We start from the raw sequence: 18718 nt of genomic DNA, 5'->3' as shown, positions 1-18718 counted from the left end.
TAAATCATCCAGTTTCAATGAAACGAGGTCTGTTCTGTGCTATAACTTAACGGTCAAAAATCAATTAGAAAAATATGCGTAGGCTAGGGAAACTGATGCAGTTTGAACGTGCAAAAAAGATTTATGAATATGCTGAGCCTAACTTAACAATTGTCGCTTTAATGGGAATTATTGGTTTTCCCGCTTACTATTTTGTCTGGACTTGGCTTGTTCCAGACAGTTATGAAAACCTAGGCTTTCGTGTTATTTGCGGCTTGTTGTTAGTCCCGATTTTACTGAGAAATAAGCTCCCCATATATTTAAAACGTTATCTCCATATTTATTACGTTATTTCACTAGGTGTATGTATTCCTTTCTTTTTTATGTACATGCTCCTTAAAAATGACTGGTCAATGGTTTGGAGCATGTCTCTGATGTCTGGCATATTCCTCCAGATATTACTGATTTACGATACTCGAATAGTTTTCCTCCAAAGCGTGGGTGGCTACGCCGCAGCCTATCTTGCGATCTTTATCGGAGGTGACCAGGTCACGTATTTTGAATGGACGCTGATGCCAGTGTTCTTTTTCACTTATGCATTTGGCACTCTTTTCTACTACCGAAATTTCACTGAAAACGAATCTAGAGTGTCTCTGGCAAAATCGTTTGGTGCAGGGATTGCCCATGAAATGCGTAATCCGCTCAGTGCGGTTTACAGTTCCATTGAAGTAGTGAAACACCTCCTCCCTGAAAGAAATGCGCAGCAGCTTTCGGATTTTTACCCTTTAGATGCGAAGAGCCTTGATGAGATTAACGGGATTCTTGATGATTCTCTGGACGTGATTGACCGAGGCAATGAAACAATCAATCTGCTGCTGACTTCAATTGATGAGCATCGCTTGTCTACTTCAACTTTCCGTCGCCATTCGCTTGGTGAAACTCTGGAGAGCTCTATCGATGGTTTTCATTTTAGTAATGCATCCGACCGAAGCTTGATTCGCCTGACTTATGATAAGTCGGAAGACTTTTTCGGTAGCGACGTCCTGCTTCGCTACGTTATTTTCAACTTGCTGAAAAATGCACTCTACTACAAGCACCGAGTAGGGTTTCGAATAGACATTCAGCTTCATATCGGTGATGAGTACAACTCCATTTTTGTCGGGGACAACGGTCCGGGAATCGACAGCGAAAACATCGATCAGATATTTAGCGACTTTTACACCTCTGGGAAGAAAGGTGGCTTTGGACTAGGTTTGCCTTTCTGCCGTAAGGTAATGAAAGCGTTCAACGGTACGATTCAATGTGAAAGTGAAGTGAACCAAGGTACGCAATTTGAGCTGCGTTTTCCCAAGTACGATTCAGAACGTGTGTTTAACCTGAAAGACGGTGTCATCAAAGAGAAGTCACTTCTGTATGTCGGTAGTGTTGGTGAAACATTGAATGCGCTCCAGTCACATGCGTTCTTCACGGGATACGAGCTGACTCACAGTGAACCCGCAACGCTGGAAATCACGGATACTAAGTTGATACAAGACGTGATTTTGGTGGATCTGGCCAGTTACAGGGAAGACCAAAAGCGCTTCATTTCTTTAGAGAAGAAGCTGTGTAGCTTTGAAGGAAAGATTGTCTACCTGTACGAAGGCAATATCTTAAATTACCTGACCCTTAATCGCATTTTGTCTTACGAAACGTTAGAAGTGAATGCCTTTGTGAAAGGGCTGGCTGTGAAGCTGGATAAACTGTTTTTCGAAAAAGTCTCGAAGAGTGGTGAGGTCACAAGATCATCCAATTACAAGGGCAACACGACATTGCTAATTGTGGACGACAATGCGTCCCTAAGGCTTTATTCCTCGACGTTGCTAGAAAGACAGGGGTATAAAGTACTGCAAGCTGAAAATGGCAGAGAGGCACTGCAACTGCTTAACTCTAACGAAGTTCATTTGATTCTGATGGACTTAGAAATGCCAGAAATGGACGGCATTGAAACAACGCTTGCGATCAGAGACAAAAAATACCAGTACAAAGGGAAAGACATTCCAATCATCTGCTTTACTGGTGAGAAATGTGAAAAAACCCTGAAGTCCATCTCTGAAAGCGGTATGAACGACTACATTCTGAAGCCGGCGTCCAAAGATGTTCTGATCCAGAAGGTGTCGACCTGGGTGTAGTGAGCCTGAAAATAAATCAGAGTGAATGCGTGTGTTAATTATATTTAAACTTCAATATAAATATTTTTGCATATCACTCTGATTACTATATTTTGCAATTTAAATTCTTTTAAACTGCCTGAATTTTAAAATTCAAATCGCTTATTTTTGGATTTCGTTATTTAAAAATCTGTCTATTGTAAGAGTCCTTTTTCTTTCGCCAAGCTACACACAGTAAGCACTTTGTCTAACTCAGAATCACTGACATCGCTATTTACAGACAGGCGAATAACACTCTTATTTTTTGGCGTTGCCGGGCTACAAAAAACCGCACCGAAAATGCCATTAAGTTCGAAAAAGTCTCTGACCTTTTCTGTGTTTTCCTCTGTTCCCGTTTCTATAGCAACAATCTGAGAGTCGCTGTCTGTACTAATATCTAAAGACTTCAAACCAGCAATCAGTCTATGAGATTTATTGAATAAATCCTCGCGTCTTTCGTCGCTTCCCTTAATCAATTCCAGCGTTGCTTTGAGTGCCTCCATTTCGTAAGGAATGATGCCCGAACTGAAGATGGCAGGAAGTGAGATAAAGGGCAGACATTCGTGCACTTTGTGATGGCACAAAATAGCGCCAGCTCGATAAGAAAACGTTTTTGCCAGGCTGGTGGTAACAAAATCAACTTTATCCGTTAACCCTAGCTCAGCCAGCAAACCGGCTCCATGTGGTCCGTGTGTACCAATAGAATGAGATTCGTCGACAATGATCGCGCAGCCTTGCTCATTTGCGACTTCGACAAATTCTTTCAACGGTGCGACCGTTCCGTGAGTACTGTATACCGAGTCTATAACCACAATACCGGGCCCGTATTTCTTTATCTGCTTCAGTAAGTTCTTAGGACGATTGTGTAGGAAGGGGTGGATCTTACTGTTCGCGTTTTGTGCACCATGCCACAAGGACATATGAGCGAAAAAGTCGATGTAAATGTGAGTGTTTTCATCGGCAATGGTCTGAAGAAGCCCTACGTTTGCTGCCCAGCCTGACTGAGTGATAATGCAGTGGTCAAAACCTAGAAAATCAGCAAATTTCTGCTCGAAAGAACCTTCTTCGATGGTTTGGTCCTGAAATACCGCCGACATGATCGGCTCGCGCTTAGCATGGGTAAGCGCACTGATTTGTCTCTCCTTAATATAATCGTGATTACAGATTGCCAAGTAGTCGTTACTACGAAGTACTATCGAATCATCGTTTGGCAGCAAGCCCTGGACGATGTGTTTGCCGTTATTTCGTGAGTAAATGTTCTTCTCGAGGTAGTTCTCAAGTTTATTCTCAATAAAATTCGGCAGCGGTTTAGCTGTTAAGTTACTCATGATATTTCTCTTATGTGGATATTTGTGAGGTCAGCTGACCCTTTTATTAATATCCGGAGAAACTCAGTCGTCATTATGCAATATTTATGTTTTTGGTGCTTGTGGCAAAAATAGCTATCCTTTATTTATCTATTTATTTTCTAAAATACCCTTTCGGGGGTAGATACTTAATAAAATTGAAAAAATTTAATGAGCTTATTCCATTAGTTTCAGAAAAGCCTTTTAAGATTTGCGTAATTTAAAGGGTAGCTCAGGCCAGTACATTTTGAGGTAATTGGCGGAAACCCAGACAACCAATATTGTCGCGATCGTGATTTCGAAAAAACCAAACCAATGTAGCCAGACCCAATTCGGGTGTTCTTCGGCAAACCAGGTGGTTAATCTTTGCATAGCGATTGCACTGATTACGGAAGGAAAGGTAACGGCAGCGATGGAAGGTTGGAATTTAAGCTTCATCAGCTTGATGTAACACAAATAAATCAGCAACGTCATGGTAATGGCGATACCCGACAGCGCGCCTGCCAGAATGGGGTCAGGGTTGGGAAAGTTCACCAGATAAGCGGCAAGTGACAGGTTAACCGGGGCTGCCATGATTGCCAGTGTTGGTCGTGCAACTCTGGGTAGCTTTCCTGCAAATACCAGTCGATACAACACCAAAGGGAGCATGACGAAGTAGATTGCAATGCACACCATTGCCATGTTCTGAGAAAACACCGTATGCCCAAGCGCACTACCTGCCAGCGTAGAGCTGATAACGCCTACCGGATAAAGAAACCAGCTCGGTACAATGTTGGTGAACTTGAAATTGCTGATTTGAAAGGCGAAGAACAGCACCATCATGGTGATGTGCAGTGTTAAAGCAGCAAACCACAGAGGGTTAGCTATCTTGGGAAACAGTATGGCCAGGTAATCACACAGCACCAGTAAAGCCATGCTCATGGGCGCCATTAGGCTTCCCCGGAGCGGGTGTTTGATATCTTGCAGGAAAATCCGGGGAGCACTGATGTATCTCATCAAAACCGGGGCAAGAAGCAAAGAGCCAACAACAGAGCAGAAAGGGCGGATAAATTCACCAAAGGAAGGCAGGTAGAGAGCCCATGCCTGACCGAGACCAATAAAACCAAGTGCGAGTGAAGCTTGAGCGGTTGGGACGTGGTGGAAGTAGATAAAGCGTTTCCAGTCCAATGAAGTCATTCCTTATACTGCAAGATGTTGTAAGACTGACGTATTAAACCCAATCAGGCTTTTTGAGGGAAGTGAAATAATCGAAAAAACATCTTTCCAGAATCTTTTTCAGGAAATCGTTTGCAAAAGTGTGAATTTGGTTAATACTTAAGGAGTAGGGCTCGCGTGACCAATTCCATGAAGGAGAACTTCAGTCCTACATAAAATTTGGTAGGAAACATAAAAACATTAGGAAATCCTCGTAAGTTGTTAGTACCCGACTGGTAGCTAATTCGCAAACTCACGATTGAGAACGAGGTCTGAGGCGTATCACGTAAGTGATGCGCCTTTTTAGTTTGAGCCAAAGTGGAGTTGCGCCAGAACGTTGGTAATTTGATAAGTGTAACAATATAACAATTTGGGTATAATCTTGGGTTTGCTTACCGCTTTGTATTGCCCCTCAAGGAGAAACAATGGTCCCTACCAATATCATCACAGGTTTTCTTGGTGTAGGAAAAACTACCGCGATTTTGAACCTGCTCAAACACAAGCCAGAAGGAGAATCCTGGGCCGTACTGGTCAATGAATTTGGTGAAGTGGGTATCGATGGTGCTTTACTGACCGATCAGGGAGCATTGATTAAGGAAGTACCCGGTGGCTGTATGTGTTGCACCGCGGGGGTTCCTATGTCTGTGGGCATTACTGCTTTACTTAGACAAAAGCCGGATCGACTGATTATTGAACCCACTGGGTTAGGTCATCCAAAGCAGGTGGTGTCTACGCTGACTTCTGACCAATACAAAGATCATATCGATCTTAAAGCCACGATTGCGTTGGTTGATCCTAGAAATCTTCTTGATGAAAAATACACGAGCAATCAGAATTTTGTCGACCAGCTAGACAGCGCAGATATCATAGTTGCCAACAAGGCAGACGAGTGCAGTGAAGATGTCATCAAGCACTTTGAAGCTTGGGCTAAAGAAAGAGAAGCGCTTTCTGACTACATTGTTACTTCTCTGGGCAAGATTAACCTGTCTGCACTGGATACCGATAAGCAACCAACTCAGCCAGTAGAACCTAAGCAATCCAACTCCCATTCACATTCTCATCACCACGCTATAGACGAACCAGAGTTCATTCTTGAACCTGGGCAGGCGTTTATAAGAAAAGAAAACAAAGGACAGGGTTACTACAGCTGTGGATGGATATTTGGTGCCGAGCACCTATTCGACTTCGATATGCTGATGAGCATGCTAAGCGATCTGACCGCTGAGCGCGTAAAGGGCGTAATCAACACCAGTAAAGGTTGTTTTGCTGTTAACAATGCAAATGGTGTTATGTCCTATAACGAACTGAGCCTGGAAGGATTTGAGACGCGGATTGAAGTGATCGATTCTCAGTTAATGCCATGGGATCAACTGGAAGTGGTTCTGTTAAAAATTGCTGGAATGGAAAATTACAAATAGCTTGTTAAAAGAGCCTGTCGATAGGGTTATCTTACCCTGACGGCGCAAGGTAAAGGCTCTGGTTTCGCAAACAGATACCCTTGGTAGAAATCGAGACCCAGAGCTTTCATCGCGTTGTACTGTTCCGGCTCTTCCACGCCTTCGATTACGGTTTTCGAACCTATGAACTTGGAAACCCGAACAATATCCAGCAAATCGGACTGCTCGCCCTTCATATAGTTCAGAAGAAGAGAGCGGTCGATTTTCACGATTTCAGGCTTCAACATTTTTAGCCGATTAAAGTCTGAAGACTGCACGCCAAAGTCATCCATCGCTACCTGAAATCCGCTCTGTTGCATCGCAACGGTGGCGTCGACAAGCAATTGGTTGTCGAAAGCGGCACTTTCGACGATCTCCATAACCACCTGTTCGGTTTTCATTCCCAGTTCAATGATTCGCTTTTCAAGCAAACTGGCTTTAATCGCCATGAAGGCATTGTACTCACCAGAGACGGGTAGTACGTTCAGAAAGAGTTTGAGGTGGGTAACGTTGGACTGTGCGAAATTACGTACATGTATGGCACGGCTAAGGCGATCTATGTTGATTTTCTTAGCGATAGAAACCTGATCGGAATTGAACAGGGAGTCAGGGCGAATTGCTTCCCCAGTTTCTTCCGACTTAAACCGCGCCAACGCCTCAAACGCGAAAGGTTTCAGGTCTGGACTCATAATGGGTTGGTAAACGCTGGTTATAAGCAGGTTGTCATATTTGGCATAATGCAAGCCGTCATTGTCGATGAAACAATGGGCGTTAAAGTCTTCCCGGCTATTTAAAATCATAGGCAACCTGGCGAATACTAAAGGTTAAACAACAACCAATAAGCGACCTGCATTTGTAGATCATGCTTTACATCATGGAGCGAAAGCTCAGCGAAAAGTTTTCTCCCATAAGCTTAAGTACTATATCAAATTAATAGCAACTTGATACTGATACTTAACTGAGGTTTGAGCGGTATCTCGCTGAGGTGTCTCAATATTGATATCGATTACATATATCCGATTGCATTAGTGAATGTAACTCTAGTTAAGCATGGCACTATTCGCGTAAATTGCGAGGTTTTGTTGGAGTAAACTTGAGGTGAATGTGGCACTTAAGTTTGTTTTTAATGGTGTGGCGTACCTATAAAAAGTGCGAAAAAAGGCAGCTCGTGGCTGCCTTTTGCTTGTTCCAATAACGCCTTAACGCTTATTTTTGAGGTAGCGCTTGCGTCTTTCTTCTTTCTTCTTGGCTTTTTCTTCCGCTTTGCGTTCTGCTTCTTTCTCTACTTCAATCAGCTCTTGAGTGATCATTTCTGGGCGCTCAAGAGTAATTTTACCAATGGTTCCACTGCGCAATTCATGAAGAAGGATTTCAGAAGCTTTGTGTAAATCGACACGACCACCAGAGCGCAGTGCTCCACGTTTACGACCGATCTCTTCCATCAGCTCTACGTCTGACTCAGGTAACTCGTCTAACTGGTAGCGCTCTCTGAGAAGGTTTGGGTATTGCTCTGCAAGGTACTCGACGGTGTAAAACGCCACTTCGTCGTATTCCATCGCGGTATCTTTTACTGCTCCGGTCGCAGCGAGGCGGAATCCACTGTGAGGGTTTTCCACTTTTGGCCACAAAATTCCCGGCGTATCGGAAAGCACGATACCGTTTTGCAAGTTAATGCGTTGCTGGCGACGGGTCACTGCTGGCTGGTTACCTGTTACCGCAATGGTTCTGCCTGCAAGGGTGTTAATGATGGTGGATTTTCCTACGTTGGGAATCCCCATGATCATAGTGCGAATGTTCTTACCCATCTGTTCACGGTGTGGCGCTAGCTTACGGCAAAGTTCCATGATCTTATGAACTTCTTGAGGGTTAGTGGTGGTGATCGCCATGGCTTTCACCCCTTTTTCCTGCTCAAAATGCTCTATCCATTTCTCCGTCATTTCAGGGTCTGACAAGTCACGTTTGTTAAGCACTTTCACGCATGGTTTGTCTTTGCGTAAAGCAGAGATCATAGGGTTTTCAGAGCTGAAAGGAATTCGGGCATCCAAAACCTCGATGATCACGTCAACTTGTGGAATGACTTCTTCGATCTCTTTGCGGGCTTTGTGCATGTGACCCGGAAACCATTGGATAGACATAGTGAGAACCTAGAGAAATATTGAATTTGCGGTCATTGTAAAGGCAAAACCGCGAGAGTAAAGGAAGTATTGATTCAGGTGTTTGGTTAACGTACTGAGTAGAGCGGCTGAGGGTGAGCTAGGTGATAACCCTGAAACATGTCGATGTTTAATGAGACCATGTTTTCAAACTGCTCGTTAGACTCAATACCTTCAATTACCGTTTTTGCACCAACTTCAGTCGCAACGCTTAGGGCTGACAGTAGTGGTGAGGCGATACCACGCATGAAGTCATCCATCAGGCTCTTATCAATCTTAACAATCGAAGGGTTAAGTAACTTCACTCTGTCTTTAGTTGAAGCTTGTTGACCGTAGTCGTCGACCGCAATACCAAAACCGCTTTGGGTGAGTAGAGAGGTTACTCTGGATAACATGCTGTTATCGTTTACCTTAAGTTCCACAAACTCGATCACTATTTGACGTGTACGAATTTTTAATTCGTCTAGGTGGCTAACAAGTAAAGCGCTGCTCAGATCATGGAACATATTGTGTTCAGGATCGGGTAGGGCGTTGAGAAAGAGTTGTTTCTTGCGATGTTTTGACTGTGCAAAATTCAATATGTGGATGGCGCGGCTGAGAGCTTCAACATCAATGCGCGTTTCAATACTGAATGTGTTCGTATGGAAAAATAAATCCGGTCTTATGGTTTCGCCTTGTTGGTTTGAAATCCGAACCAAAGCTTCAAATCCAATAATGTCTTTACCTGCATTGAAAATAGGCTGGAATACGCTTTTTAATACGAAATCCTCGTATTCCGCGTAATGTTCGCCGGACTCATCCTGTTTAAGACACAGCGTAAAATTCTCTGAATTGGATAAGATCATACTTTCATACAAGCTCACGATATAACGGCGAGCAAACAGTTAAACTTTGGATTTACCTAAATACTATTCACTATTCTGGTCCTAAACTAAATATTGTCAAGCCTATTTATTTCGTATGTATAACCTAATTAATGATACCTGTTATTCACATTAGATAACCTTCTAATTGACTGTTATACATAAGTTTTAATGCATAAAGTATTTGCTAATATAATTATAAAATATCCCCGTTTTGTTTAAAGCTTTTGTGGAAAATACAGTATTCATCACAATATTTATAAATATTTAAAAGTATTAAATATTAAACGAAGCTCACATATAATTAGATATTGGTCGCATTAAATTTGTAACATTACCTTTCTAATATTATTAAATGATCATATTTACGATTTAGATCCAGAATAATAAATAATCTGTTAGAAAGATCTATACTGGATCTTTATTTAGATCTTCGAATATTAACGTTCATCGAAGAAATCTTTATTTCTTATGTATTTCCTCATTAAATGGTATGAGAAAGGTCGGATCAACCAGCTGACGATAGATCTTACAAATCGGATCCCTGTAGGCGTATTTTCATAGATTTTCCCGTTGTAAAGCCAGAGCAACTTGCCAACATGCCAGTAAACAAATGGGAGAGGAGGCATAAATGTTACAATATCCAGGTCGCAACAGATTCGATATGTTCTCCTGGAAAGTTGGTAGTTTTTTCGAAACTTAAAGCTACCAACTGCAGGTTGCCCAAATGTCACAACCCGCTTTATACAGTGTGGATAGCGCTGTTCCAAGTAATCCGCAATTACATTTCCAATCGCACCACCAGATGAGTGTCCGGTTATAGTTATACGCTTTTTGTCGTTTTCTATAAGGGGTTTAACTATGGCTTCAATTCTCTCCATAACGGAGAGACCAAGGGTATCTTTTTTGTGGGCGGGAGTACTTTCCTGTTCAAGTAGGTAGTGGAAACCGGCGTGAATGGAGTAATTGAGCCCCCAGTTTTTACAAGACTTTAGCCACATGACACTGTTGAGAAGCCAGTCCCATAGATTATGAGAGCCTTTAATGACGATAATGACTTCATCTCGCTCCCGGCTCCAAAGTATCCTCATCAGAACTTTGCCAAATCGATTATTGACGACTCGTTGTCCGTTAGGGTCAAATCCGTAGCGGGTTTGTTTGAATGTCCTTGGATATGCAAGCTCGCATAGGACGGCATAGCGTTCGTACTGGTAGCGTTTAAGTTTTTTCACAACCGTTTCAAGGTTTTTGTTTTAGCTTGAACGCGTTTCATTAAAGCTTTATGACATCGTCTACCTATGCCATTCGAGAATTGAGTATAAATGGATGTATTTGAGGATAGGGTCTTGGTTGTTAGGTCTTCGTAGTGGATGAGCAAAGTTCATATAACAGGGGCTAATGGAGAAACGTTTTTCCAGCTCTTTGTAAATGGATTGTTCCGATTCCCAGAGCATAACACCCTGCTGTTTATAACGGTCTGTATCTTCAGGCAATTCCGTGTTCCACCAGCTGAATATTTCTCGGCTCCACTTACTTTTAGTAAACCAATGATCAGCGATCACAACCAGAAGATCGTTCGGTTGAATGGCGTATCCGTATTCTGCCTGCCATTGATGGATATCTCGCATCAGTTTTTCACGGCAGCTTTTACTTGCACTGATCAAATGGTGGCTGTGTACCCAAACGGTACCAATGTCTGACGACACCCTGAAGTGGAAAGGTTGGTCTGGTACTGGCAAGCTTTCTATGGATTCAAAGTAATTTGGGTGGTCGTATTCTGTGAACTTACTCGCCATTCTACGGGCGAATGCAAGACCGAGATGATGCTCGCTCATGCCTCGGTTATGTACAGTAGGGTAGTGGCTCTCACACAGTTTCAGGCAGTCTTCCTGAAAATCAATCAGTCCTTGAATGACTAGGTCTTTTAACAAGCAAAATTCTCCCAGAGTAAGGAGAATTGACGCTCTCCTTACTTAACTAACCAACGTTTTACTTTATCTTTTCTAAATAATAGTAGTAAAAATGAAGAAGTTAGATACAAAACAGGTTCAATTCCTGTTGATTTAACAGACCAAAGATAATGGATCGGAATCAACAAGACTGCGATATAGACCCAATTATGTAAAGCTTGCCAGCGTTTTTTGAGTTTTCTTTGTGCTTGTTGCGTTGATGTAACTGTAAGAACTAAAAGAATAATCCAGCTAATCGCCCCGACAATCAGATATGGTCTGCTGATAATCTCATCAAAAATTAGCGCCCATTCATAAGCCAGATCAAGGGATATGTAAGTGATTAAGTGGAGGGCAGCCCACATAAAGGTAAATACGCCAAGTAGTCTACGTGTTCGAATCAGCTGACCAGCTTTAAGCCAGCGAACAATAGGAGTCACCAGCATGGTTGCAATCAAGGAGTTTAACGCCGCTTTCCCAGTAAAATGAATGAGTTCGTCCACGGGTTCCGCACCAAGGTGACCATTCAACGCAGCCATGAAAAGCCACACTAGAGAAAACCATTGAACAGCATGAATCAGGGTTTTGACGATCAATATGTGGGCATTACTCAGCGTCATTAATAGTTCCTGTTCAGATCAAGTCCAGTGTACAAGTTCGCGACTTCGTCTTCGTAGCCGTTAAACATCAGCGTATCCTGTCTTGTTGAACTGAATATTTTCCCTTCTCCGATAAAGCGTTCCGACGCCTGACTCCATCTAGGGTGATCCACATTGGGGTTAACGTTCGCGTAAAATCCGTATTCATGCGGCACAAGCTGACTCCAGGTTGTGGGCGGTTGATGTTCAGTCAGGACAATTTTGACTATGGATTTGATGCTTTTAAACCCATACTTCCAAGGAACCATAAGCCTTAGCGGAGCGCCGTTTTGAGGAGCAAGTGTTTTCCCGTAAAGCCCAACAGACATGATCGCTAACGGGTGCATTGCTTCTTGAATGGTCAACCCTTCAACGTATGGGTAATCGATGCCTCCGCCAATACTGCGGGATTTCTGACCGGGCATTCTTTCAGGATCGTAAAGGGTTTGAAACGCTACAAACTTGGCGTTGCCCTTGGGTTTTGCTTTTTCTATCAATTTACTGATGGGGAAACCCAACCAAGGTACGTTCATCGACCACGCTTCTACGCACCGGAAACGGTAGTATCTGTCCTCTACCGCGAATTGATTCAGAATATCAGCAAAATCGATGGTATAAGGTTCATGCACTTCACCACCTATTTCCACTTGCCATGGGTCTGTTTTAAACCCCTTCGCATTTTCTGCTGGCTGATGTTTGGCGGTGCCAAACTCGTAAAAGTTGTTATAGGTAAGAATTTTTTCTTCTGGGGTCAGAGTCAGGGTGCGATTGGTGTACTTAGATGGAACGGATTTAAGAGGCTTACGAGGATCAATGGTTGGTTCCGGCTCTTTTGATTTAAATACATCGAAAATCCCAGCGTTTGCGGTTCCTGCTATAGGAGCTGTCGCAGCAAGAATACCCATCTTTTTCAATATATTCCGGCGTTCATTATAAACTGACTCGGAAGTAATATCGTTGTCTCTCAGCTGCCAAGATTTTGCGATCCGGATTAGCATAGTGGGCTCCTGGTATTGATACAATGCTTTCAATTATAGACCTGAAGGTATTAGAAAAACTTTCATTAGGTCAACAGACCCTAGTACTCATAGGAGAATACGGCAATGACCGATATTAAGATCGAACGCGACAAGAAAAATGAATTAGTAGAAGAACTTCAACGGTATCTGATCGATGAACTGGATACAGAAGTAGGTCAGTTTGAAGCAGAATTTCTTCTAGACTTTTTTGTAGAAAAGGCAGGTCCTGCAATCTATAACCAGGCTTTAATGGACGCAAGAGCTGTAATTGAACGAAAAGTGGTTGACATTGATGATGAACTGTATGGTATTGAAAAATGAAGATTAAGTTTGATTCCCATCCAATTTTTACACTGTAAATTCTGTATCGACCTTCATCATTTGCAATAGTTCATCAAATTTCGTTCAAATTTTTCGAATGAGTCAATCAGTTTGTACTACTTTTTGGTAAGTAAATTTTGGTAAATACTTTGTTGCAGCTGACACAGGTTAGCTAACATGTGACAAACATAAATAATAACGAGTAGCAAAATGAGCAACAAACCAAAAAATTATTCGCTTACTGCAAGGATCATACACTGGGTCTCTGCACTGTCAGTCATAGGGCTGTTTGGTGTGGGTCTCTGGATGGTTGATCTGACCTACTACAGCGAGTGGTACAAGACAGCCCCATACTGGCACAAATCTGTCGGTTTGATCCTCGCGGTTGTAACCTTGTTTCGTTTGGTATGGAAGCATGTCAGCGCTCAGCCTTCTATTGAAGGGAAAGCGTTTGAAGTACTTGCGGCTAAATTGGCTCATATAGCGATGTACTTGTTACTGTTTACCTTGTTTGCATCAGGATATCTAATTTCAACGGCCGATGGTCGTGGAATCGAAGTATTTGATTGGTTTGTAGTGCCTTCTATGGGCGAGTTGTTTGCCAATCAACCAGACATAGCAGGGGCAATCCATTATTACGCGGCTTTCGCTTTAATCGGATTGGTGGTTATTCACGCTGCTGCTGCACTTAAACATCACTTCATCGATAAAGATGACACGCTACGCAAAATGATAGGAGTTTCAAAATGAAAAAATCGATTTTCGCAACAGGATTAGCTTTGGCAATGGCACTGCCATTCGGAGCAAGCGCAGCGGATTACGCCATTGATACTAAAGGTGCACACGCATCAGTGAACTTTAAAGTTCCGCACCTTGGTTACAGCTTTATTAAAGGTCGTTTCAACACGTTTAGCGGCGACTTCTCTTACGATGCAAACAATGTTGCGGCATCTAAAGTTAACGTTGTTATTGATACAACTAGCCTTGATTCAAACCACTCAGAGCGTGATAAGCACTTGCGTAGCTCTGACTTCATCAATACAGGTAAGTTTTCTCAGGCGACTTTCAAGAGTACGAAAGTAACTGATAAAGGTAATGGCAAACTAGCTATCGAAGGTGATCTTACTCTTCATGGTGTAACAAGCCCAATCACTATCGACGCTGATTTCATCGGTGAAGGTAAAGACCCGTGGGGTGGTTACCGTGCTGGTTTTGTTGGAACAACTCGTCTAGAGCTTAAAGACTTCAACATTGCTGTCATGGGTGCATCAAGCTACGTAGACATGGAACTGCATGTAGAAGGCATCCGTAAGTAATTCATATCACATCCCTTCGTGTATGAATGAAGCCCCCAGAAATGGGGGCTTTTTTAATTAACAATGCTAAGCGATTTCTAAATTAGCTTTCTCGGCGTCCTTCTTTTCACCATAGATGGGGCGTAGTGCCTGGATAACATCCATTCTTGTCACCATTCCAATGTATTTTTCACCCTCCAGAACCGGGTAGCACTTCGGCTTATGTGTTTTCATGCTTTTTGCTCTTTCTTCCAGTGATAGGGTGCTAAAGCTGGTCGCGATGCCCATATCGGTTGTTGGGTAAAGCTGGTTTTTGTCTATACACACATACTCAGCAATGTTGAGAAGAGAATCTGAAGCATCTAACGCGACCACATCTCGGCTCATCAGGTCGACGACTTTTTGCCCTTTTGGTGGAATGTAGTCCTGACACCAAAGATCAACCAGTACATCATGGATTGAGAAGAAACCAACAAGGCGATCGTTTTTATCGGTTACTGCCGCACCTTGTAACCCTGATTCAATCAACGTATCAATAGCTTGTGCAGTTGGTGTTTCTGCTGATAGAGAAAAAGCAGGAAGAGTAATGAGTTCCTTGATGGTGACGTTAGTGTTCATAGTGGTTTCCTTAAGCGAAGACGTTGTTAGTGTTGTTGTAATTGGGTGAATCTGGGCGGCTTTGAGTTTTGGACGGCTGTAAATAGACCAGTTTGCAAGCCCGACCAGGACTGCTCCGCCCACAATGTTGCCAAGCGTCACAGGGATGAGGTTTGCGGTAACAAACTGTACCCAGTTCAAATCCGCATACTGAGCGGGAGACGTTCCAACCTGTGTCCAGAATTCCGCTGGAGCAAAAGTCTGAATGCTCATTCCAAGCGGGACCATGAACATATTCGCAACGCTGTGTTCAAAGCCGCTACTGACAAACATGGCGACAGGCAATATCAACATGGCGGCTTTCGTTGCTGCATTGGTGGCGCAGAAAGACAACCAGATAGCCAGACAAACCAGCAGGTTACAAAGCACACCAAGGGCAAAAGCCTGTAACGGAGTGTGGTGTACCTTGTGCTGGGCGATGTTCAGGGCGTTCAGTCCCCATTGCCCATGGTCAAGTTGGTACAAACCAGCAGCGGTAACTAACGCCAGAAGAAGCATTGCTCCGAAGAAGTTGCCTATGTACACCTTGCCCCAGGTAGCCAGCATCTTTTTGGCTGAAATCTGGCGATTTGCCAGCGCTATCGCGGACAAAACAGAACTGGTAAACAACTCACCGCCACCAATAACTATTAAAATAAGACCCAAACTGAATGCGATGCCGCCAGCCAGGCGACTGAGTCCCCAGGACGAATTTTCACTTCCTGTTGTCACAGTGATATAGAAGAGAAAAGCCAGACCGATAAATGCGCCCGCCATCATGGCAAGGTAAATAGTGGTACTTGTGGACTTAGCTGTCTTATTGACTGCGTATTTCTCTGCTTCCCCCATCATTTCAGGTGGGGTATTCATTAACTTCAAATGAGAGTCAGGTGCAGACATATTTGCTCCTTATACTCGTATTCATGACGTGTTCTCCTTTATGAATCTGTGCACTTATCTGCACGGCTCAACACCAGAATAGGGCGAAGCGTAACTCGATAAAAATTGATAATTTTCAGGATCCACATCAGTTTTATTGATAAGCGTTTGGATGCATGTAAAATAGCCAAAAAAAGATATACCCAAACCACCTCAAGATACTGGTTCAGCGAGAATTGCTTGGTTTTCAGACAAGAAATCGATTTGAAGGTCTAGTGGGTCTAAATCAAAAATCGATACCGAAGTATGAAAGCCAAGCAAACTCGCCCTTGGGAGCTCATCTTCTCTTCCATTTCATCGTCTAAGAACTTGGAAAGGACTGGTCATTCCACTGCGTTCTTCTCCTTGAACTGAAAAAGAAGATGAAGCTCTGAACTCAGCATTTTGAGGTGGTTTGGGTATAAGAAAAACAAAGTTCTTCAAAGGAAACCTATGAGATACTCACTCAAACAGTTGGCTGTTTTTGATGCGGTGGCAGACACAGGTAGTGTTAGCCAGGCTGCTGATAACCTTGCCTTAACCCAATCCGCCACTAGCATGTCTCTCGCTCAACTCGAAAAAATGCTCGGTCGCCCCTTGTTCGAAAGGCAAGGTAAAAGGATGATGCTCACCCATTGGGGTACATGGCTTCGCCCTAAAGCTAAAAAGCTATTACAAGACGCGCAGCAGATAGAGTTGGGCTTTTTCGACCAGCATTTGCTGAGTGGAGAAGTGAGGTTGTGCGCAAGTCAGACGCCTGCAGAACACCTTGTTCCCGACCTTATCAGTATTATTGATAACGACTTTCCAGAGATGCGTATTTCGCTGAAAGTGAAAAGTACACGCAGTGTAATAGAGGGTGTGCTTGACTATAAATTCGACCTTGGAATCATAGAGGGGCGCTGTGACGACAATCGAATCAACCAAGAGGTTTGGTGTCGCGATCACCTGACGGTAGTAGCGGCGGCGCATCACCCATTTGCTAAAAGAGAAAAGGTGAGCCTTGCTCAATTGGAGCAGGCGAAATGGGTGCTTCGAGAACACGGGTCCGGTACGCGCAAAGTTTTTGATAGCAACATTCATAATTTAATTGCCGATCTGGATGTATGGCGCGAGTATGAGCACGTCCCTGTATTGCGGAGCATGGTTGCCAATGGTTCTTACTTAACCTGTTTGCCATACCTAGATGTAGAAAGGTTTATCGAATCGGGGCAGCTGGTCGCTTTGAATGTGCCAGAACTTAAAATGGAGCGTACATTGTCGTTTATATGGCGAGCAGACATGGTTGATAACCCACTTATCGATTGCATCAAGCGCGAAGGTTTGAGAATGATGAAAAACAAACCAGCGCTTTTGTAGTTTCGAATGTTTAAGTAACAAAACCGAGCAGCATTGAATTGCTGCTCTTTTTTGTATCAAAAGAATTGATGTATTCGATTGCCTTAACAGAATGATGCAATAACCCCAACTGAGTAATATATAAATGTGATGTAAGTCGTTTGAAGCGGTGATTGGTTTATATAACATCGCTTTTTGACTGCAATACAGGTTTTACAATGAGCGTACTTTTTGCCATTGCTATCACAACAGGCATTCTCTCGGGTATCTGGGGCTGGTTATCGGTTACTCTCGGCTTAATCAGCTGGGCTGGCTTTCTGGGTTGTACAAGCTACTTCGCTTCTCCTCAAGACGGATTGAAAGGGCTTGGAGCCTCAATTCTAACCAATCTCTCTGGCGTCTTCTGGGCAATGGTTATCATCACGTTTTCTGATTTACTGAGTGTCGAAATTTTAGGTTACGTTGTCACTGCAATTGTAGCATTCATCATGTGTATTCAGGCTAAGAAAAGCTGGCTGGGTTATATACCTGGAACCTTTATTGGATGCTGCGCAACGTTTGCAGCAAACGGGGATTGGGGCATCGTTATCCCATCACTGATTTTAGGTGGAGTGTTTGGTTATTCCATGAAAGCCAGTGGACAGTGGCTTCACACTCACCTTAAGCGTGAAGCCCAACCCACTTCTTAACGATTGCCATTAGCAAGGCTAACGACACGTTTAAGCGTCCAGCGAATCAATATAGGCACCAGCTCGGTGCCGTTATCTTCGCAGTAACTCACAATCGCGAGTGCCAGGTCTGGTTTGGCGTACTTTTTGAGTGCCCGGGCGATGACCTTTTTAGGAGGAATAGGGTGATCCAAAGGGATTTTAACCAACTCTTTAAAGAAAGGTTCAAACCCGTTGGCATAAAGAAAATGCTCTATGTCTCTGTCGGGTAGCTCTGTTAACCGGTGTCGCTCCTGTTCGTGATCGAGCAAGCTCCTTACCGAAGCCGCGTACTTTTTACCAGCGGCATCACCGTCGGTAATCACATGCCAGTCTATATTGAACGACTGCGCGACCTTCACGAGTGATTTAAGCCCAGACTGAGCAAACTCAATAATCTGAACCCCCTCGGCTGCCAAGTTGTAATCAAGTAATCGGGCAAGCTCGTTAAATAGCCATACTTCCGTTTCCCCTTCTACCAGTAGCCAGCAACGCGCAAAGAGTGCACTTGAACGATGAAAACGAATGTGGAATCCAATCTTTCGAAGTTCGTCAGCTGAAAGTCTTTTTAGCGAAATAGCGTGCGCAACGGTGCGGTCAGAATGTCGGGACAAGCGACGAATCGAGGAAAGCGGAACGGCTCCAAGCAATTCGGCACTGTTTGTTGTAATGATTTTCTGCATCGGCAGAAGCTGAAAAATACTCCAGGCACGTATTAAGTGCGTTGGGTGCAGGCGTCC

Annotated in this window: 18 protein-coding genes; 7 read left to right on the top strand and 11 right to left on the bottom strand. The window is 43.4% G+C overall.

Features of this window, described 5'->3' with window-relative positions:
• Positions 1–95 precede the first annotated feature (95 nt).
• The gene (locus tag RH89_RS27300) at positions 96–2147 is read left to right on the top strand and encodes an ATP-binding response regulator (RefSeq protein WP_004408986.1); all 2052 of its coding nucleotides are present in this window, start codon (positions 96–98) and stop codon (positions 2145–2147) included.
• A 173-nt stretch (positions 2148–2320) separates the two neighbouring features.
• Here RH89_RS27300 and cqsA read toward each other — a convergent pair whose 3' ends face one another.
• The gene (cqsA, locus tag RH89_RS27295; protein ID WP_004408985.1) at positions 2321–3493 is read right to left on the bottom strand and encodes an alpha-hydroxyketone-type quorum-sensing autoinducer synthase; all 1173 of its coding nucleotides are present in this window, start codon (positions 3491–3493) and stop codon (positions 2321–2323) included.
• Between the two features lie 222 nt (positions 3494–3715).
• The gene (locus RH89_RS27290; RefSeq protein WP_080564084.1) at positions 3716–4687 is read right to left on the bottom strand and encodes a TDT family transporter; all 972 of its coding nucleotides are present in this window, start codon (positions 4685–4687) and stop codon (positions 3716–3718) included.
• 443 nt (positions 4688–5130) lie between these two features.
• On the opposite strand from RH89_RS27290, the gene RH89_RS27285 reads away from it, so the two are divergent.
• Complete coding sequence (locus RH89_RS27285) at positions 5131–6123, top strand: CobW family GTP-binding protein (RefSeq protein WP_004408982.1); 993 nt, start codon at positions 5131–5133, stop codon at positions 6121–6123.
• A 26-nt stretch (positions 6124–6149) separates the two neighbouring features.
• Here the strand turns inward: RH89_RS27285 and RH89_RS27280 are convergent, their stop codons facing one another.
• From RH89_RS27280 to msrP, 7 genes are all read right to left on the bottom strand, one after another.
• On the bottom strand, positions 6150–6941 hold the full coding sequence (locus RH89_RS27280) for an EAL domain-containing protein (protein ID WP_004408980.1): 792 nt from the start codon (positions 6939–6941) through the stop codon (positions 6150–6152).
• A gap of 399 nt (positions 6942–7340) precedes the next feature.
• Positions 7341–8276: a ribosome biogenesis GTPase YlqF gene (ylqF, locus tag RH89_RS27275; protein ID WP_004408979.1), complete on the bottom strand. Its 936-nt coding sequence runs from the start codon at positions 8274–8276 to the stop codon at positions 7341–7343.
• Between the two features lie 86 nt (positions 8277–8362).
• Positions 8363–9139 carry an EAL domain-containing protein gene (locus RH89_RS27270; protein WP_004408977.1) on the bottom strand — a complete coding sequence of 259 codons (777 nt, stop codon included), beginning with the start codon at positions 9137–9139 and terminating at the stop codon, positions 8363–8365.
• Positions 9140–9597: 458 nt separating this feature from the next.
• Complete coding sequence (locus RH89_RS27265; protein WP_004408976.1) at positions 9598–10389, bottom strand: lipase family protein; 792 nt, start codon at positions 10387–10389, stop codon at positions 9598–9600.
• 60 nt (positions 10390–10449) lie between these two features.
• On the bottom strand, positions 10450–11088 hold the full coding sequence (locus tag RH89_RS27260) for a hypothetical protein (protein ID WP_004408974.1): 639 nt from the start codon (positions 11086–11088) through the stop codon (positions 10450–10452).
• Between the two features lie 38 nt (positions 11089–11126).
• Positions 11127–11726, bottom strand: a complete 600-nt coding sequence (msrQ, locus tag RH89_RS27255; protein WP_004408972.1) for a protein-methionine-sulfoxide reductase heme-binding subunit MsrQ — start codon at positions 11724–11726, stop codon at positions 11127–11129.
• Complete coding sequence (gene msrP, locus RH89_RS27250) at positions 11726–12742, bottom strand: protein-methionine-sulfoxide reductase catalytic subunit MsrP (RefSeq protein ID WP_004408971.1); 1017 nt, start codon at positions 12740–12742, stop codon at positions 11726–11728. The genes msrQ and msrP overlap by 1 nt, the downstream gene beginning before the upstream one ends.
• A gap of 105 nt (positions 12743–12847) precedes the next feature.
• On the opposite strand from msrP, the gene RH89_RS27245 reads away from it, so the two are divergent.
• The 3 genes from RH89_RS27245 (at position 12848) to RH89_RS27235 (ending at position 14400) form a co-directional block, all read left to right on the top strand.
• Complete coding sequence (locus RH89_RS27245; RefSeq protein WP_004408969.1) at positions 12848–13084, top strand: DUF2164 domain-containing protein; 237 nt, start codon at positions 12848–12850, stop codon at positions 13082–13084.
• Positions 13085–13294: 210 nt separating this feature from the next.
• Positions 13295–13834 carry a cytochrome b gene (locus RH89_RS27240; RefSeq protein ID WP_004408967.1) on the top strand — a complete coding sequence of 180 codons (540 nt, stop codon included), beginning with the start codon at positions 13295–13297 and terminating at the stop codon, positions 13832–13834.
• A complete protein-coding gene (locus tag RH89_RS27235; RefSeq protein WP_004408965.1) occupies positions 13831–14400 on the top strand; it encodes a YceI family protein in 570 nt (189 codons plus the stop codon). The genes RH89_RS27240 and RH89_RS27235 overlap by 4 nt, the downstream gene beginning before the upstream one ends.
• A 66-nt stretch (positions 14401–14466) precedes the next feature.
• Here the strand turns inward: RH89_RS27235 and focA are convergent, their stop codons facing one another.
• Positions 14467–15915: a formate transporter FocA gene (gene focA / locus RH89_RS27230; RefSeq protein ID WP_004408962.1), complete on the bottom strand. Its 1449-nt coding sequence runs from the start codon at positions 15913–15915 to the stop codon at positions 14467–14469.
• A 471-nt stretch (positions 15916–16386) separates the two neighbouring features.
• Here focA and RH89_RS27225 point away from each other — a divergent pair, with 471 nt between their 5' ends.
• Together RH89_RS27225 and RH89_RS27220 are read left to right on the top strand one after the other, a co-directional pair.
• Positions 16387–17292 (top strand): LysR substrate-binding domain-containing protein, encoded by a 906-nt coding sequence (locus tag RH89_RS27225; RefSeq protein ID WP_004408961.1) that lies wholly within the window; start codon positions 16387–16389, stop codon positions 17290–17292.
• A 197-nt stretch (positions 17293–17489) separates the two neighbouring features.
• Positions 17490–17960, top strand: a complete 471-nt coding sequence (locus RH89_RS27220; RefSeq protein WP_004408960.1) for a DUF1097 domain-containing protein — start codon at positions 17490–17492, stop codon at positions 17958–17960.
• Here RH89_RS27220 and RH89_RS27215 read toward each other — a convergent pair.
• The coding region (locus RH89_RS27215) for an ATP-dependent nuclease (protein WP_004408957.1) at positions 17957–18718 on the bottom strand (762 nt) is incomplete at its 5' end. The two genes, RH89_RS27220 and RH89_RS27215, sit on opposite strands and share 4 nt — an antisense overlap.

It is taken from the genome of Vibrio nigripulchritudo ATCC 27043, from assembly GCF_000222685.1.
GTDB lineage: Bacteria > Pseudomonadota > Gammaproteobacteria > Enterobacterales > Vibrionaceae > Vibrio > Vibrio nigripulchritudo.
Note: the sequence above shows the minus strand (reverse complement) of the source record. Positions and strands in the feature narration are given on the sequence as shown.

Coding starts and splice junctions, on each gene's coding strand:
- RH89_RS27300 (WP_004408986.1), top strand. CDS start 96: ATGCAGTTTGAACGTGCAAAAAAGATTTATGAATATGCTGAGCCTAAC.
- cqsA (WP_004408985.1), bottom strand. CDS start 3,493: ATGAGTAACTTAACAGCTAAACCGCTGCCGAATTTTATTGAGAATAAA.
- RH89_RS27290 (WP_080564084.1), bottom strand. CDS start 4,687: ATGACTTCATTGGACTGGAAACGCTTTATCTACTTCCACCACGTCCCA.
- RH89_RS27285 (WP_004408982.1), top strand. CDS start 5,131: ATGGTCCCTACCAATATCATCACAGGTTTTCTTGGTGTAGGAAAAACT.
- RH89_RS27280 (WP_004408980.1), bottom strand. CDS start 6,941: ATGATTTTAAATAGCCGGGAAGACTTTAACGCCCATTGTTTCATCGAC.
- ylqF (WP_004408979.1), bottom strand. CDS start 8,276: ATGTCTATCCAATGGTTTCCGGGTCACATGCACAAAGCCCGCAAAGAG.
- RH89_RS27270 (WP_004408977.1), bottom strand. CDS start 9,139: ATGATCTTATCCAATTCAGAGAATTTTACGCTGTGTCTTAAACAGGAT.
- msrQ (WP_004408972.1), bottom strand. CDS start 11,726: ATGACGCTGAGTAATGCCCACATATTGATCGTCAAAACCCTGATTCAT.
- msrP (WP_004408971.1), bottom strand. CDS start 12,742: ATGCTAATCCGGATCGCAAAATCTTGGCAGCTGAGAGACAACGATATT.
- RH89_RS27245 (WP_004408969.1), top strand. CDS start 12,848: ATGACCGATATTAAGATCGAACGCGACAAGAAAAATGAATTAGTAGAA.
- RH89_RS27240 (WP_004408967.1), top strand. CDS start 13,295: ATGAGCAACAAACCAAAAAATTATTCGCTTACTGCAAGGATCATACAC.
- RH89_RS27235 (WP_004408965.1), top strand. CDS start 13,831: ATGAAAAAATCGATTTTCGCAACAGGATTAGCTTTGGCAATGGCACTG.
- focA (WP_004408962.1), bottom strand. CDS start 15,915: ATGTCTGCACCTGACTCTCATTTGAAGTTAATGAATACCCCACCTGAA.
- RH89_RS27225 (WP_004408961.1), top strand. CDS start 16,387: ATGAGATACTCACTCAAACAGTTGGCTGTTTTTGATGCGGTGGCAGAC.
- RH89_RS27220 (WP_004408960.1), top strand. CDS start 17,490: ATGAGCGTACTTTTTGCCATTGCTATCACAACAGGCATTCTCTCGGGT.